The sequence below is a fragment of the Campylobacter sp. BCW_6464 genome, assembly GCF_001762775.1.
Classification (GTDB): Bacteria; Campylobacterota; Campylobacteria; order Campylobacterales; family Campylobacteraceae; genus Campylobacter_D; species Campylobacter_D jejuni.
Genome location: NZ_MJXM01000045.1, coordinates 73,983 through 89,303, shown reverse-complemented (window position 1 = coordinate 89,303; position 15,321 = coordinate 73,983). Strand labels below are relative to the sequence as shown.

Below are 15,321 nucleotides of genomic sequence, written 5' to 3'. Positions count from 1 at the left end.
TTAACGCCTTTTCTCTAAAATTTTTGCTTCATCACGTTTTACTTTTTTTACAAAAGCTACGCCTTCATCTTCTTGATATTCTTGTTTAAAGGAAATTTCCTTCTTTTGACCACCTTTTGACACTTCATGATAAAGTCTTGCAAAATTTAGCGTATCTTTATCATCAACAAAACCAGAATCTCTTTGTTCTTCACCCACTACTTCACGATATTCTTTACCAAAAATTTTATCAATCTCATACCATCTTGCAAACTCATCACCCTTTAAAGGATAAGTTTTTAAAAGCGGATGTCCAAACCAATCATCAGGCATTAAAATGCGTTTTAAATTGGGATGATTTATGATGAAAATTCCAAACATGTCATAAATTTCTCTCTCACTCCAATTTGCCCCTTTAAAAACATGAGCCACGCTTTGCAAACGCTCTTTTACACCTACAAAAGTTTTTATTCTCACTCTTAATTTTTTTTCTAAATTTAAAAGCTGATAAAACACTTCAAAACCATTTCTATCTGCTATAAAATCAATAGCACTTGCCTCTGTAAAACTTAAATACCCTAAAGTTTTAAGCATTTGCAAGGTTTTAACATTGTCTTCTTTTTTAATTTCTATTACCCAAAAATCAAGCTCTATAAAGGAATTTAAAATTTCTACTTGAGTTTTTAAAACTTCAAAATCATCTTTAAAAACACTTTCATTAACATCAGATTTTACAGTGTGTGGTGCGTGATAAAATCTATCTTTATAGTAATTTTGAGTTTGAGCATTTTTTTTATCGCTATACTTTCTCATCATACCAACCTTTTAGGTGCGATCTTGCGACTTGCTTTTTCTTTGCGAATCTTTTTTTGCAAAATCATCAAAGCAAACTGAAAACTTTCGGGGCGTGGAGCACAGCCTGGTACATAAATATCTACAGGTATAATTCTATCCACTCCTTGAACAGTAGAATAAGTATTAAACATACCACCTGTATTGGCACAACTTCCCATAGAAATCACCCATTTAGGATCAGGCATTTGATCATAAAGTCTTCTTGTAAATTCAGCGTGTTTTTTACATAAAGTTCCTGCGATAATCATCACTTCGCTATGACGTGGCGAAGCTCTAAAAATCGTTCCAAATCTATCAAAATCATATCTTGAACCCCCAGCCGCCATCATCTCAATCGCACAACAGGCAAGTCCATAAGATAAAGCCCATAAAGAATTACTCCTACCCCATTGAACTAGTTTATCAACGCTAGTTAAAACGACGGGCAAACCACTTGCATAATTTACTTGATGCTCTGCCATGCAAACGCTCCTTTTTTATAAGCATATAAAAATCCAACTCCTAAAAGTACGATAAAAACAAAAACTTCTAAAAGCCCAAACCAACCTAAATCTTTAAAAATCAAAGCCCAAGGAAATAAAAACACAACTTCTATATCCAAAAGTATGAAGATTAAGGCGATGATGAAAAATTGAGAGTTAATCTTGTTAGCTTGTTTAACAGGAATAGGACCACATTCATAAATTCCAAGTCCTAATTTTTTGCGATTTTTTGCGGCAAAATTATTACCAATTTTTGAAGCTAAAAAAACCAGTCCAAAAAAAATAACACTAGCAAGTACTAGCATTAAAAAAATACCAAAATAAGGATGCGAAGCATCTATATGAGACATTTATTCTCCTTTTTTAAAGCACTTTAATCACTCCACAACAAAAATTAAATTTACACTTTTCTTTATTTTACTCTAAACTTTCTATATTGAAACTTATATTAAAAAATATTTTTTTAAAGTTTTAATTTTTTATGATTAAATTTATAAAAAAGATCACTTTGATGGGTTATAAATATATAAGAAATATTATTTTTTTGCTGATAGTCATATAAAAAAGTTAAAATTTCTTTAGAAGTTTTAATATCAAGCGCTGAAGTAATTTCATCTAAAATCAACAATTTAGGATTTAAAACCAAAGCACGGATAAGACCTACACGCGTGGCTTCTCCTCCGCTTAATTCATAGGGTTTTTGTTCTAAAATTTGTTTTTTTAGACTAAAAAAATCAAAAAATTCTAAAATCAAGTCATCATTCTTTTGTAAATTAAAATTTTCCAAACCATCTTGTATAAGATTTTTGATTTTTTTATAAGGGTTTAAAGTCATTTTGTGATCTTGAAAGCAATACTGAATTTGCTTTCTTAAAAGTCTCTGTTTGTTTTTATCAAGCTTGTGTAAGTTAAGATTTTCATACCATATCTCACCCTCGCTTGGATCTTCTAAAAAACAAAGAATTCTAGCTAATGTACTTTTACCTGCACCACTTTTACCTAAAATCATTAAATTGTCATTTTCATTTAAAGAAAAATTGATATTATCAAAAACAATATGTCTTTCTTTTTTTAAATACCAATGCTTTTTAAGCTCATAAAACTTACTTAAATTACAAACTTTAAGCATTATAATACCTTAAAAACTCATCTAAACTATATAAATTTGAACTATTTTTTTCTAGCATAAGAATTTCATCTGCTAAAGAATTTACCAAATTTAAATCATGAGTGATGCAAACTAAGGCTGTAGTATTTTTTAATTCTTCTAAAATCGATATGATCTTAGAAGCGTTTTCTTTATCCAAAGAAGCTGTGATTTCATCACAAATTAAAATTTGGGGTTGATTTAATAATGCTAAAGCTAGGCTCACCCTTCTTGCCATACCCAAACTTAATTCATTAGCATAAGAATGCCATAAACGATCAAGATTTTCAAATCCTAATTTTTTAAAATAAGAAAAAGCGTAATCTTTTCTTTCTTTTTGTTTTAATTTTGTATGAGTTTTTAAAACAAGATGACATAAATTTCCGATATCCAAATAAGGATAAAGACTAAGCTCTGCATCTTGTAAAACAAGTGCCACCTTAGAACGAAAATCTCTAAGTTCTTCTTTGTTAAAATTAAAAATACAAGAATTATGAAAACTTAATTCATCAAAACTTATTGTGAAATTAGAATCTAAAAGTCTTACCAAAGCTTTTCCTAACAAGCTTTTACCCACTCCACTTTGTCCTAGTATCATTAAAGTTTTGCCTGTTTTTATATCTAAATTAATATCCTTAAGCAATAAATTATTCTTCAAACTGATATTTAAATTTCTTACCTTCAAGATCTTATACCCCAAATTTTTTGTAAAAAATTACCCAACCATAAAAGAGGTAAAAACAACAAAAGCAAGCTTAAAAGTGGAAAAAGTATCATCCACCAAGCACCTATAAAAACTGCTTTTGAAGACTCACTCAAAAGAGTACCTAAAGTTGGAATTTCAAATCCTAAGCCCAGTCCAAAAAAACTCAAAGTAGCTTCTGTGGCTATAGCATGAACAATATTAAATATAAAAAGTGTAAAAATCAGTGTTTTTAAAGCGGGTATTAAATCTTTAAAAAAAGCTCTAAATTTAGTTCTTCCAAGCACTATATTTGCTTTGTAAAAATCTAAATTTTCAAGTCTTTTTAATTCACTTTCTATAATTCTTGCTATGAAACACCAATGAATTAAAGCGATTAAAAAAATCATCAAAAACACATCAGAAGTTATCATGCTTTGAAAAAACATCATAAGTAAAAAAGCAGGCAAGGCTAAAAAAAACTCTAAAATACGCATCCAAAAAATATAAAAAAAACATCGTGCTAAAAACAAATAACACAAAGCAAAAATAATAGACAATAAAGATCCACCAACACCTATAATCAAAGAATTTCTCAAAGCAAAAAGCAAACGAGAAAACAAATCCCTGCCTAAAAAATCAGTCCCTAAAATATAAGTAAAATTAGGAGCTTGATGCAAATTTTCTAAATGAGTGCTTAAAATATCAAAAGGAGTCAAAAAAGGTGCGAACAAGGCGCATAAAAACAAAAAAATTAAAGGCGCAAGTATGATAAGAAATTTAAACAAAATCAAGCCTTCTTAATCTAGGATTTAAAATCCTAGCTACAATATCACTTAAAAATGTAAAAAATGCTGCAAGCAAAACACTAAAAAATATAAGCGCAAGCACAACAGGATAATCTTTAAAAATAATACTTTTAAAAAGTAAAGACCCAAGCCCCTCGTAAGCAAAGACACTTTCTACCACATAAGTTCCCATCATAAAACTTAAAGCACTTCCCCCAAAATAAGCCACAATAGGACTTAAAGAATATTTCAAAACTAAAAAATAAATATCTTTTTCCCTCAAAGCTCTAGCATATAAATTTTGAATAAAAATTTGAGAAAAACTTTCATTGATAAAATTTCTAGCAATCCTTAAAAATAACGCCAAATGTGATAAAACGAGCACCAAAACAGGTAAAATCAAATGCTCTAAACGATTTAAAAAATCATCTTCAAAGCCTATATCACTACTTCCCATAACAGGCAAAATTTTCCAAAAAATTCCAAAAATTAAAACAAACAATAAAGCTAAAACAAAAGGAGGTAAAGCAAAAAAATTAAAAGCTAAAAAAGTGATGATTTTATCTATAAAACTTTCTTTATAGTAATATCCTAAAAGTGCCAAAAAAACACTGAGTAAAAATAAAAGCATTAAGGCACTAAAACCCAAAATAAAAGTATTAAAAATTCTTTCTTTTATAAGCTTTAAAACACTTTCTCCACTTAAAAAAGAAACCCCTAAATCTCCTTTTAAAGCCTTAAAAAGCCAAATTTTATACTGCTCTAGCAAAGGCTTATCAAGCCCTAAATTTTGTTCTATTCTTTGAATAAATTCTTTACTTTGTGAATTAACTCCATTAACATAAGCTATACCGCCTTTACTAAAATAAAGCAAAGCAAAACATAAAAAAGTGCTAAAAAATGCTACGACAAGACTAAAAACTAAGCGTTTTAGCACTATTTACTCCACTCATAAACATTCCAAGTAAAACCCACTCCATGATGACCTAAAGTCCTTGCTTTGATACCTTTTAAATCTTTATTATAAACTAAAGCAAAATCAAGATAGGCTAAAAAGATAAAAGGAGGATTTTCATACAAAGCATCTATAAAATCTTTATAATATTTTTTTCTCTCTTCCAAATTTGAAGTATTTCTTGCTTTTTGCAAGGCTATATCCACTTTTTTATCATGATAATGTCCAAAATTCCAACCCTCATCATTTAAAGCACTATCTTGCGAACTTTCAAATACCCTAAAAGTGTGAAAATCAGGATCTAAAGGACTTCCCCAGCCTATTAAAAAACTATCTACTTTAGAATAATCAAAACTTCCAGCAGGTTTAGCCACTACCTTGCTTACAACTCCTATTTTTCTAAATTCGCTTTGCAAAATTCCAGCTAAACTTACCCTTAAAGGATCATTACTCATCGCCCAAATTTCAAATTCTAAAATTTTCCCATCTTTTTCAAAATTTCCATCTTTATTTTTCTTAAAACCTGCATTTACAAGTAAATCCTCGGCTTTTTTAGGATCATATTTGTAAATTTTAAAATTCTTAGGATTTGCCCAAGAACGCTCTAAAGGGTGATTAGCTACAAAAGCATAATCATGCAAAAGATTTTTTACTATACTTTCTTTATCAACTGCATAATTTAAAGCTTGTCTTACTTTTAAATCTTTTAAAAATTCATTATCAAAATTAAACATTAAAGCCCGATAATCAGCCGATTTTTCACGTAAAATTCCAAAATTTTCATCATTTTTAAAAATATTTAGCAAAGAAACATCGATTAAAGCTGCGTCTATCTTGCCATTTTTAAGCTCAGCACTAGCTATAGAAGGATCAAAAATGTGTTTTATAATAAGTCTTGGAGTTTTTACCTTATCAAGATAAAAATGTTCATTAGCTTTAAATTCAACATATTCACCTTTTTTCCATTTTACAAATTTATAAGGACCTGTACCTATAGGATTTTGATTAAAAGAGCTTGTGTTTAAATTCTCATTTTCAAGCAAATGTTTAGGAAGCATTCCTATGCTTAAAGCATCTAAAAATGCAGGATAAGGTTTAAAAAGTGTGATTTTTACATGAGAAGGATTTAAAATTTCCACACTTTTAATGTCTTCAAAATTGACATAAACAGAAGAATTGTTTTTAGGATTTTTAAAGGCTTCTATGCTAAATTTCACATCATCAGCACTAAATTTGACTCCATCATGCCATAAAACATCATCTCTTAAAAAAATATCATAAACAAGCCCGTCTTTACTAACATCCCAAGACTTAGCCAAATCAGGTTTTAAACTCATATTTTCATCAAAACGCGTAAGCCCTGAAAATACAAGATTAATCACTGCATCATGATCCTCACTATAAGCAGGATTTATCCTTGCGATTTCATTTTCAACTGCTATAATAAGTGTATCTTTTGGGATTTTTGCTTCTAAATTCACAAACAACAACATTGCAAAAATTAAAAATCTCAACATAAAAAACCTTTTTATTTTAATAACGCACAAAATTATAAAACAAAAAAACTCAACTCGCAAGCCTATACGGGGGATAAAGTTATATTTTAGTTATAAATTTATATTTAAATACTATTTTAATAAATTTTTATCATTATATTATTCAAATTTTTATTTTTTGAAGTTAAATTCATAAACGAAAAATCCATTATAAAGCCTATATTTAGGAGTTTTAAAGTCTTAATTTTAATTGAATAAAATTATTATTTGTATTATAATCGCAATTACTTTTGTCACATAAATGTAAGGAGATAACATGGAACAAAATCGTAGAGATTTTTTAAAATGGAGTTCTTTGTTTGGCGGCTTAACCTTAAGTCCTATAAGTCTAAGTGCAAATTTATTAAAAACTCCACCATTGATCAGCAAATGGGCTGGATGTAATGTAAATTGCGGAACAAAATGTCCTGTAAAAGTGCATACTCAAGATGGAATTATTAAATAATCAGTACTGATAATGAAGGTGATGATAGCTTTGATAATCGTCAAGCAAGAGCCTGTATTAGAGGGCGTAGTTCAAGATATAAAGTTTACAACGCAAATCGCCTAAAAAGATCTTTAAAAAGAGTGGGAAAAAGGGGTGAAGGTAAATTTTTATGCCTATTTCTTGGAAACAAGCTTTTGATGAAATTTCTGCCAAAATGCAAGAAATTAAAGAAAAATACGGCAATGAAGCCTTTTATATAAATTATGCAACAAGAACAATAATCAATCGCTGTACACAAGGTCCATGGGCTAGACTTTTAAATTTTTATGGTGATTATTTAAATTATCATAATTCTTATTCTACGGCTCAAATTTCAAATGCTATGAATTTTTTCTATGGAGGATCTCCTGCTAGCGATATATACACTTTACGCTCTGCAAAATTAGCTATATTTTTTAGAGCAAATCATGTTGAAACTAGAATGGGAGGTGGTGGAGTAGGCTATGCTTATCAAAAAGCCTTTAACACCAGGAACCGATGCAGCTTTGATTATGTGATGATAAAAAGATTTACTTGATAGAACTTTTCTTGATAAATACACCATAAGCTTTAGCGAAAATACTCTGCCACAAGATACAACCAAAACTCAAGCTATGAAAGCTATGTTTTAGGACTAAACGATGGAGTAGAAAAAACTCCTGATTGGGCTAGCAAGATTACAAAAATTCCAGCACGCCGCATAGTTCAACTTGCAAGAGAAATTGCCACCATAAAGCCTTGTTTTATAGAACAAGGTTGGGGAGTGCAAAGACATTCAAATGGAGAACAAAATGCAAGGGCGATAGCAACTCTAGCTTGTATTACAGGAAATATTGGCATAGAAGGGACAAATACAGGATGTCGAACAGGGTCAAGTAAAACATATGATATAATGGGTATGCCTTTTAAAAATCCAATAAAAGATTCTATTCCTTGTTTTTTATTTACAGAAGCTATTTATCGCGGAAAAGAAATGACAGATATTAGTGATGGGGTGCGTGACACAACACAATTAAAACAAAATATCAAATTTATTTTCAATACAGCAGGAAATTGTCTTACAAATCAGCACAGCACCATTAAAGAAGTGCATGATATTTTAAGCGATGAGAATTTGTGTGAGTGTATAGTAGATGTTAATGTAACTAGAACTCCGTCAAATAACTACGCAGATTATATCTTACCTGATGCAACTATGCTGGAGCAAGAAGATTTTATAAGACCTAGCGCAGGATATTATAGCAATAAGCCTTATATTATTTATTGTCAAAAAGCTATCGAGCCAGTTGGCGAAGCAAAACCTATTTATGAAATGTGTCTTGAACTTGCTAAAAGACTTGGCATAGAAAAAGAATTTAGCGAAGGAAGAACACAAAAAGATTGGCTAAAATACCTTTATGAAGAAAGTATGAAAAAAAATCCACTTTTGCCTAGTTTTGAAGAAATGTGCGAAAAAGGACTTGTAAAATTTGAGCCTGTAAAACCTGTAGTGGCATTACAAAGTTTTATAAAAGATCCTATCAATAATCCTTTAAAAACTCCTAGCGGAAAGATAGAAATTTATAGCACAAAACTTGCACAAATGCAAAAAACTTGGAAATTAAAAGAAGGACAACAAACAGTGCCTATTCCTGTTTTTGAAAGCCAAAGAGAAGGGATTTTAGATCCATTAAAACAAAAATATCCTTTGCAATTTTTTGGCTATCACTACAAAGGTAGAACACATTCTAGCTTTTGGGAAATTCCACAAATTAGAGAAGCTAATCCACAAGAAATTTGGATAAATACCATAGATGCAGAGCAAAGAAGTATCAAAACAGGCAATGTGGTGCAAGTAAGAAATGACTTAGGAATCATACCAGGTTGTGCAGTAACCCCACAAGGCGCATGGGTAAAATATGAAAATGGCACCAATGTGGGAACTTGTGTGAATTCTTTGGCAAGTATAGTGCCAACTGCTATTTCTAAAGGAAATGGACAACATTCTATTTTAGTTGAAATTGCAAAAGTTTAAGGAGAAAAAGATGAAATTCGAAGAAAATTCACAATTTGGTTTTATGCTAGATCAAAACAAATGCTTAGGCTGTAGGACTTGCTCACCTTCTTGCAAGGATTATAAAAACATGCCTGTGGGGGTTAATTTTCGCCGTGTATTTGAGACTGAAGCGGGAAATTGGACCTGTAAAGAAGATGGAAGTTTTGAGCAAAGTGTTTTTGCTTACTACACTTCTATTTCTTGTAATCATTGTTCTAATCCATCTTGTCTTAAAGCTTATCCAACCGGTGCAACAACGAAAATAAATAGGGTATAGTAACAATCGATGATAGTATGTGTATAGGCTGCAAAGCTTGTTCTATGGTATGTCCTTATGGCGCACCTCAATTTAATCATGAAAGTGGTCATATGAGCAAATGCGATGGGTGTTATGAGAGATTAAAAGAAGGTAAAAATCCAAAGGAATTTGCAATGGTGGTTGCTTTTATCCCTTCATTTTTTCATTTAAATGATATTGCACACATTTTTAATGTATTAAATAGAATGGGTGTTTTTTATGCAAATAATGAGTGACATATAGGCTGGATGAATAATGAAATTTTATTTGTATCTCTTGTGTGTGCTTTGGGCTTTTTGCTTTATCTAAAAACTTCAAATTGGGTGTTTTATCTTACGCTAATATGTGGAATTTTAGGACTTTTCTTTATGAGTGGAGCTTATGGCTCCATGCAAGAAAGTGTGCCTACTTGGGATTTTAAGATCACTTTGCTTTATTTTTTCGCTAGTACTATATTTTTAGGTGCTATTGTTTATTATTGTTTTTTTGAAAATAGCGAACATGAAAAAAATGTCGTTTTTTACAGGACTTATGGGCATAGGGCTTTAAGCACTGCTATAGTTTTGCAAACCCTACATGTAGGACAAACTTGGATTATGGGGCTTGTAAACCCTTTTGAACTTTTAGGTGGAGCCTATGATTGGTTTATATCGCTTTCTTTTGCATTCTTAGGACTTGGGATTTTTACTTGGTATTTGCATAATTATTTACATGAAAAATTTAAAAGTAAATTTTTTGCTTATTTTGCCCTACTTTGTGCATTTTTAGGGGTGTTTACCACTAGAATGCTATTTTATGGACTTATAAGTTGGGACATTCTTAATGCAAAAATTGGCAATAGATATATTTATCAATTTTTTGCAAAATCCACCTAATCATTTTTTGCTAGAAAAACTTAAAAAAGAAGAATTCTGGCAAAATTGGTTTTTAAAAAATAATAGCAAATTACAATGCACCGCTTTAAAGCTTTTATCATCTTCAAACGAAGATGATAAATTAATAGCAAGTGATTTTACTTCTTTGTTTTTAAGTGATGTTGATTATGTAAAAGCACCGCCTTTTGCTTCTTTTTATCTTGATGAAAATAAAGAAATTTATTCAGATAATTCTGATAAAATTAAGCAAATTTTTGTGCAAAATAACTTTTTTTCTTTTTTTAATGAAGAACCTGCAGATAGCTTGATAAATGAATTATTATTTATTAGTTTTTTAATCAAAAAACAAGATGATATAACTTTGCAAAAATTCTTAAAAGAAGAATTTTTTACTTGGTTTAACATGTGGAGTTTTGATGTTATCAATAAAGCTAAAACACATTTTTATAAAGCATTAGCAATATTAATGCAAGACTTTTTCAATCAACTAAATACAAAATTTTAACACAAGTCAATTTTTTTCTCCTTTTTAAGATATAAAATATCTCTTTTACAATAAAAAGGAGAAATTATGACAAAAGAACAAATTCAAATCATCAAAGATTGTGTGCCTATTTTGCAAAAAAATGGAGAGGATTTAACCAATGAGTTTTATAAAATAATGTTTAATGATTATCCTGAGGTAAAACCTATGTTTAATATGGAAAAACAAATTTCAGGAGAACAACCAAAAGCTTTAGCGATGGCGATTTTAATGGCAGCCAAAAATATAGAAAATTTAGAAAATATGAGAAGCTTTGTTGATAAAGTTGCCATAACTCATGTTAATTTAGGGGTTAAAGAAGAGCATTATCCTATAGTTGGAGCTTGCCTTTTAAAGGCTATTAAAAATCTTTTAAATCCTGACGAAGCTACTCTTAAAGCTTGGGAAGTTGCTTATGGAAAAATTGCTGAATTTTATATCGATATAGAAAAAAAGCTCTATGATAAATAATACAAGCCCATTTTGGGCTTTAATCAAATTTTTCTACTAAATTTTTAGCTAATTCCTTTATATTCTCACCCTTTAATTCGCTGATTTCACCATTTTGAGCCAAGAAAATTCTATCAGCACTATCAAAATATGCATCATCATGTGTGATAGCAAAGATTGTTTTACCTTGCTCTTTTAGCAAAGGTAAAAGTTTTTTATAAAAAAATCTTCTAAAAACAGGATCTTGATCAGCCGCCCATTCATCAAGCACTAAAATATCCCTTTCTTCAAGCAAGGCTATAAGCATAGCTAAACGCTTTTTTTGCCCTGTAGAAAGTTTGGTTAAGGTCAGTTCATTATCTTTGACACTTGTTTTATCTTTAAGTTCTAAAAACTCCAACCAAAAAGCAATTTTTTCTTCGCTTGCAAAATTTTCTTTATTTAAGGTTTTAGTAAAAAGATGAAAATCGCTAAAAACAGCAGAAATAAGAGATCTATACTCATCTAACTTTTTATCATCTATAAGCGTATCATCAACATAAATTCCGCCTTTGCTTGGCTTAAAAAGTCCTGTCAAAAGCATACAAAAAGTGGATTTACCACTTCCATTTTTACCTATTAAAAATACCAATTCACCTTTTTTAAGTTCTATATTTACAGGATTTAAGTGAAAATTTTCTTCATAAGCAAATTGAGTATTTCTAAAAGAAATTTTTTTCCATTCGCTAATATAATGTGTTTTTTTAAAACCTTCTATATAATCATCTAATTCCAATTTTGCGATCTTATCCAAAGCGATTTTTGCCAAAAGCAAAGTAGGAAAAGATCCTATCATAGATACTAAAGGGGTTCGTAAAAACAAAATAGAAAGAGCTATAGTTGTAGCATCTGCAACACTTGCCCATTCAAATTTTAAAGCTAAGTAAAACTCTACGCCCACTAAAGCCAAAAGAGTTACATTTGTCCAGTTGTTTGAGAGATTGTTAAAAAGATTGCCTAAAGTACTATTTTTCTTTTTCAATCTTGCATTATTTTCAAATTCATCTTCATAATAAAGCTTGGCTCTATCACGATTGATCAAAAGTTCTTTATGTCCATCTAGTATATTTTGGTAATTATTTTGCAAAGCATCGTCATTTTCCCTTGCCTTTCGAAAATACTGATATACTTTCATCATCAAAAAATTATTAGTAATAAAAATAACCATAATCCATACCACACACAAAGCAAAAATTTGTGGTGAAAGATAACATAAATAAACACTAGTGCATAAAATCAATATACTTGATTGTAAAAAATCAGGCAATCTTAAAAGCCCAAAAGATATATTTCTCACATCACTTCCCAAAGAAGCTAAAATTCTAGCCTTACCTACTTTAGCCACTCTTAACAAAGGAGTGTCTAAGATCTGCTTTACTACACGCCTTTGCATTTTAAAAATAAAATTTTGTCCAAAAATACTAAGTCCAAGTTCAACTATGGTAGAACTTATAAAAAATATCAAAAGCAAAACAATAAAATAAAAAATAGGAATGTTTTGTGCATTTTTAAGCAAATAATCATTGATAAAAACAAGAGTTAAAACTCCAACAGCACTTGTAATAAAAGAAAAAAGCAAAAAAGAAATCAACTTTAATTTATTTTGCTTAAGTAATTCGATAATAAAAGGCATCTATAAACTCCAAAATATAATTTTAATTATAACATTTTAAGAGTGATTATCAAAATTTTATTTTATCTTTTACTATAAAAACAGCACAAATAGCCAATAACGCTAAAAAATCATATATATACTCATACCATATAAAAATGGATTTTCATTTTTACTCGCGAGTGTATTAAGCCAAAAAACGAGTTGCGGAGTAATACCGCCTGAAATTGCATAAGCAATATTATAAGAAAAAGAAATTCCTGAAAATCTTATTTTAGCTCTAAAAACTTCACTCATTAAAATAGGCGCAAACACATTAATCCCACCTAAAAAACAAACAATCGAATACAAAATACACACCAAAACCAAATTTTTAAGTTCATATAAAGCATAAAAATATAAAAAAGAAAAAAATACAAAAGTTAAAGAAAAGAAAATGCAAATTTTAAATAAACCAAATTTATCTACAAGATAACCCATAAAAGCCCCGCCTAAAGCTATTCCCAAAATTCCTAATATCTGCAAATAACTTCCTTCAACCCCACTTAAATTTAAAATACTAGGCATAAATTTAGGCATCAATAAAACAAGCACAATAACACAACCTGTTAAAACCCAAGTCATCATCATTGATGAAAATAAATTTTTTACAATATCCTTTTCTTTAAATAAATCTTTAAGTGGAAAAGAACTAAGCGATGATTCTTTTTTCATTTGTTTAAAAACAGGAGTTTCTTGCAAAAATCTACGCAAATAAATAGAAATAATCCCAAAAATTCCACCTACAAAAAAGCAATACGCCATGCATAAGCAGCAATTTCTTCTATACTAAAAAAAGCATTAATGATTAAAAATACTATACTTCCTAACAAAATTCCTAAAGCCATAGCTGAATTTAAACAGCTTAAAAAGAAAGCTTTTTGTTTTTCTTGACAATGTTCTCTTACAAAAACCCAAGCTCCAGGCAATTCTCCACCTATAGCTATGCCTTGAAAAATTCTTATAAGTATCAATAAAACAGGAGCTAAAAACCCAAGAGTTTCATAACCTGGAATAAAAGCTAAGACAAAGGTAGGAAGAACCATTAGTAAAATACTTAGCATAAACATGTTTTTACGCCCAAATTTATCTCCAAAATGTGCCATAACTATACCACCTAAGGACGTGCTAAATATCCAGCTGCAAATGCTCCATAAGTATTTAATAAAGCCCAAAATTCACTCATACCTTTAGGAAAAAATACATTGGCTATATATTCAGCAAAAAAGACAAAAATAATAAAATCATAAAATTCTAAAGTTCCTCCTAGTGAAGAAAGTCCTAAGATCTTAATTTCCTTTGTTCCAAATTTTGATTTTCTCATTGATTAATTACCTTAAATTTTAAAAACATTGTTTTTATTATACTATAATCATTTCCAAAATATTATCTAAAAAATTTAAGGATAAATATGTTTAATTTTATAACCACTCTTTTAAAAACCAATCTTTATTTTTTAGAAGAAAAAACCACAAGCAAAAGTTCAAATCAAACCCATATAATCCCACTTAAACAATCTGATGATGAATTTTTAAATTTATTATTTTCTTTTTTAGTGCCACAAAGCGATGAAGATAAGAATTTTATAGAAAAAACTCGCACAAAAATCAAAAGAAATGAGCATAATATTGCTCTGATAAAAAATCCAAATTTTAATGCTTTAATAGACACAGGGTTTTTAGATACTATTGATACATTAAAAGAAAAATTACATATCCAAAAAACCGATTTTAAAGATATCACTCATATTATCTTAACACATGCACATCCTGATCATATAGGAGCTTTAATGAGCGAAGAAAATCTTTTTCCAAAAGCTCAAATTTTAATCGATAAAAAAGAATATGATTTTTGGATCAAAAGCGATAGACAAGAAATTAAAAACACCTTACTTAAACTTAAAAATATAGAATTTATTAACCACTCTAAAGATTTAATCTTTCAAAATTCAGGCATTAAAGCCATACCTGCTTATGGACATACCCCAGGACAAAACGCTATAATAATTGATGATAAAATAGTCTTTTGGGGAGATTTACTTCATCTTTATGATATACAAATTCCAAAACCTAAAATCGCTATAAAATTTGATATAGATCAAAATGAGGCTATACAAACAAGGGAAAAACTACTTAAAGAATTTAAAGAAAGAAAACTCAAAGTTATAGGGACTCATGTGCCTTTTATCGAACCTAAATTTTTAGATTAATTACTTAAAAATTACTAAAAATTAAGTAAAAATTTTAATAATTTTTGCTAAAATTATAGCCTTTTTATTTCATGAAAGGAGAAAATTTTGGCAAAAGATGATGTAATTGAAATTGATGGCACCGTACTTGAAGCATTGCCTAATGCAAATTTCAAGGTTGAACTTGACAACAAACATGTAATTTTATGTCATATTGCAGGAAAAATGCGTATGCATTATATAAGAATAATGCCAGGTGATAAAGTAAAAGTAGAACTTACACCTTATAGCCTTGATAAAGGGCGTATAACTTTTAGATATAAATAATCTAAGTTATTTAAAAGCTAATTTT

The 15,321-nt window shown here is 29.4% G+C and carries 17 protein-coding genes and 2 pseudogenes; 9 read left to right on the top strand and 10 right to left on the bottom strand.

Going from position 1 to position 15,321, the window contains the following annotated elements; genetic code table 11:
• The 8 genes from AJ885_RS04280 to AJ885_RS04245 all read right to left on the bottom strand — a co-directional run bounded on the left by AJ885_RS04280 (position 1) and on the right by AJ885_RS04245 (position 6,405).
• Positions 1-795 (bottom strand): NADH-quinone oxidoreductase subunit C, encoded by a 795-nt coding sequence (locus AJ885_RS04280; RefSeq protein WP_079396964.1) that lies wholly within the window; start codon positions 793-795, stop codon positions 1-3.
• Positions 792-1,295, bottom strand: coding sequence for a NuoB/complex I 20 kDa subunit family protein (locus tag AJ885_RS04275; protein WP_002777888.1), 504 nt, complete (start codon positions 1,293-1,295; stop codon positions 792-794). The genes AJ885_RS04280 and AJ885_RS04275 overlap by 4 nt, the downstream gene beginning before the upstream one ends.
• Complete coding sequence (locus AJ885_RS04270) at positions 1,277-1,666, bottom strand: NAD(P)H-quinone oxidoreductase subunit 3 (RefSeq protein ID WP_002824972.1); 390 nt, start codon at positions 1,664-1,666, stop codon at positions 1,277-1,279. Before AJ885_RS04270 ends, AJ885_RS04275 begins: the two co-directional genes overlap by 19 nt.
• A 113-nt stretch (positions 1,667-1,779) precedes the next feature.
• Positions 1,780-2,445, bottom strand: a complete 666-nt coding sequence (locus AJ885_RS04265; protein WP_044778688.1) for an ATP-binding cassette domain-containing protein — start codon at positions 2,443-2,445, stop codon at positions 1,780-1,782.
• Positions 2,438-3,148 carry an ATP-binding cassette domain-containing protein gene (locus AJ885_RS04260; protein ID WP_044778686.1) on the bottom strand — a complete coding sequence of 237 codons (711 nt, stop codon included), beginning with the start codon at positions 3,146-3,148 and terminating at the stop codon, positions 2,438-2,440. The genes AJ885_RS04265 and AJ885_RS04260 overlap by 8 nt, the downstream gene beginning before the upstream one ends.
• Positions 3,145-3,939, bottom strand: coding sequence for an ABC transporter permease (locus tag AJ885_RS04255; RefSeq protein ID WP_074487149.1), 795 nt, complete (start codon positions 3,937-3,939; stop codon positions 3,145-3,147). The genes AJ885_RS04260 and AJ885_RS04255 overlap by 4 nt, the downstream gene beginning before the upstream one ends.
• Positions 3,926-4,870, bottom strand: a complete 945-nt coding sequence (locus AJ885_RS04250) for an ABC transporter permease (RefSeq protein ID WP_053872620.1) — start codon at positions 4,868-4,870, stop codon at positions 3,926-3,928. Before AJ885_RS04250 ends, AJ885_RS04255 begins: the two co-directional genes overlap by 14 nt.
• The gene (locus AJ885_RS04245; RefSeq protein ID WP_070274071.1) at positions 4,870-6,405 is read right to left on the bottom strand and encodes an ABC transporter substrate-binding protein; all 1,536 of its coding nucleotides are present in this window, start codon (positions 6,403-6,405) and stop codon (positions 4,870-4,872) included. The genes AJ885_RS04250 and AJ885_RS04245 overlap by 1 nt, the downstream gene beginning before the upstream one ends.
• A 295-nt stretch (positions 6,406-6,700) precedes the next feature.
• Between AJ885_RS04245 and AJ885_RS10645 the strand changes: the two genes are divergently transcribed.
• The 7 genes and pseudogenes from AJ885_RS10645 to cgb all read left to right on the top strand — a co-directional run bounded on the left by AJ885_RS10645 (position 6,701) and on the right by cgb (position 11,112).
• A complete protein-coding gene (locus AJ885_RS10645; protein ID WP_251988560.1) occupies positions 6,701-6,889 on the top strand; it encodes a hypothetical protein in 189 nt (62 codons plus the stop codon).
• 151 nt (positions 6,890-7,040) lie between these two features.
• The gene (locus AJ885_RS10640; protein ID WP_053872594.1) at positions 7,041-7,448 is read left to right on the top strand and encodes a molybdopterin-dependent oxidoreductase; all 408 of its coding nucleotides are present in this window, start codon (positions 7,041-7,043) and stop codon (positions 7,446-7,448) included.
• Positions 7,449-7,673: 225 nt separating this feature from the next.
• Positions 7,674-8,924, top strand: coding sequence for a molybdopterin-dependent oxidoreductase (locus AJ885_RS10635; RefSeq protein ID WP_353641643.1), 1,251 nt, complete (start codon positions 7,674-7,676; stop codon positions 8,922-8,924).
• A gap of 10 nt (positions 8,925-8,934) precedes the next feature.
• Positions 8,935-9,365, top strand: a pseudogene (locus AJ885_RS04235) (4Fe-4S dicluster domain-containing protein); the annotation flags it as partial.
• Positions 9,366-9,491: 126 nt separating this feature from the next.
• On the top strand, positions 9,492-10,118 hold the full coding sequence (locus AJ885_RS04230; RefSeq protein ID WP_079860282.1) for a DmsC/YnfH family molybdoenzyme membrane anchor subunit: 627 nt from the start codon (positions 9,492-9,494) through the stop codon (positions 10,116-10,118).
• Positions 10,066-10,623, top strand: a complete 558-nt coding sequence (locus tag AJ885_RS04225; RefSeq protein WP_053872689.1) for a molecular chaperone — start codon at positions 10,066-10,068, stop codon at positions 10,621-10,623. Before AJ885_RS04230 ends, AJ885_RS04225 begins: the two co-directional genes overlap by 53 nt.
• A 66-nt stretch (positions 10,624-10,689) precedes the next feature.
• Positions 10,690-11,112: a single-domain globin Cgb gene (gene cgb / locus AJ885_RS04220; protein ID WP_002862237.1), complete on the top strand. Its 423-nt coding sequence runs from the start codon at positions 10,690-10,692 to the stop codon at positions 11,110-11,112.
• 19 nt (positions 11,113-11,131) lie between these two features.
• Here cgb and AJ885_RS04215 read toward each other — a convergent pair whose 3' ends face one another.
• On the bottom strand, positions 11,132-12,763 hold the full coding sequence (locus AJ885_RS04215; RefSeq protein WP_053872690.1) for a multidrug ABC transporter permease/ATP-binding protein: 1,632 nt from the start codon (positions 12,761-12,763) through the stop codon (positions 11,132-11,134).
• 49 nt (positions 12,764-12,812) lie between these two features.
• Positions 12,813-14,105: pseudogene (locus AJ885_RS04210) on the bottom strand (MFS transporter).
• Positions 14,106-14,192: 87 nt separating this feature from the next.
• Here AJ885_RS04210 and AJ885_RS04205 point away from each other — a divergent pair.
• Positions 14,193-14,990, top strand: coding sequence for an MBL fold metallo-hydrolase (locus AJ885_RS04205; protein WP_053872691.1), 798 nt, complete (start codon positions 14,193-14,195; stop codon positions 14,988-14,990).
• 87 nt (positions 14,991-15,077) lie between these two features.
• Positions 15,078-15,296 (top strand): translation initiation factor IF-1, encoded by a 219-nt coding sequence (gene infA, locus AJ885_RS04200; protein ID WP_002781436.1) that lies wholly within the window; start codon positions 15,078-15,080, stop codon positions 15,294-15,296.
• Positions 15,297-15,321 lie beyond the last annotated feature (25 nt).

What these genes read in the sequence shown, in the direction of transcription:
- AJ885_RS04280 (WP_079396964.1), bottom strand. Translation starts at nt 795, where the DNA reads ATGATGAGAAAGTATAGCGATAAAAAAAATGCTCAAACTCAAAATTAC.
- AJ885_RS04275 (WP_002777888.1), bottom strand. Translation starts at nt 1,295, where the DNA reads ATGGCAGAGCATCAAGTAAATTATGCAAGTGGTTTGCCCGTCGTTTTA.
- AJ885_RS04270 (WP_002824972.1), bottom strand. Translation starts at nt 1,666, where the DNA reads ATGTCTCATATAGATGCTTCGCATCCTTATTTTGGTATTTTTTTAATG.
- AJ885_RS04265 (WP_044778688.1), bottom strand. Translation starts at nt 2,445, where the DNA reads ATGCTTAAAGTTTGTAATTTAAGTAAGTTTTATGAGCTTAAAAAGCAT.
- AJ885_RS04245 (WP_070274071.1), bottom strand. Translation starts at nt 6,405, where the DNA reads ATGTTGAGATTTTTAATTTTTGCAATGTTGTTGTTTGTGAATTTAGAA.
- AJ885_RS10645 (WP_251988560.1), top strand. Translation starts at nt 6,701, where the DNA reads ATGGAACAAAATCGTAGAGATTTTTTAAAATGGAGTTCTTTGTTTGGC.
- AJ885_RS10640 (WP_053872594.1), top strand. Translation starts at nt 7,041, where the DNA reads ATGCCTATTTCTTGGAAACAAGCTTTTGATGAAATTTCTGCCAAAATG.
- AJ885_RS04230 (WP_079860282.1), top strand. Translation starts at nt 9,492, where the DNA reads ATGAATAATGAAATTTTATTTGTATCTCTTGTGTGTGCTTTGGGCTTT.
- AJ885_RS04225 (WP_053872689.1), top strand. Translation starts at nt 10,066, where the DNA reads ATGCAAAAATTGGCAATAGATATATTTATCAATTTTTTGCAAAATCCA.
- cgb (WP_002862237.1), top strand. Translation starts at nt 10,690, where the DNA reads ATGACAAAAGAACAAATTCAAATCATCAAAGATTGTGTGCCTATTTTG.
- AJ885_RS04215 (WP_053872690.1), bottom strand. Translation starts at nt 12,763, where the DNA reads ATGCCTTTTATTATCGAATTACTTAAGCAAAATAAATTAAAGTTGATT.
- AJ885_RS04205 (WP_053872691.1), top strand. Translation starts at nt 14,193, where the DNA reads ATGTTTAATTTTATAACCACTCTTTTAAAAACCAATCTTTATTTTTTA.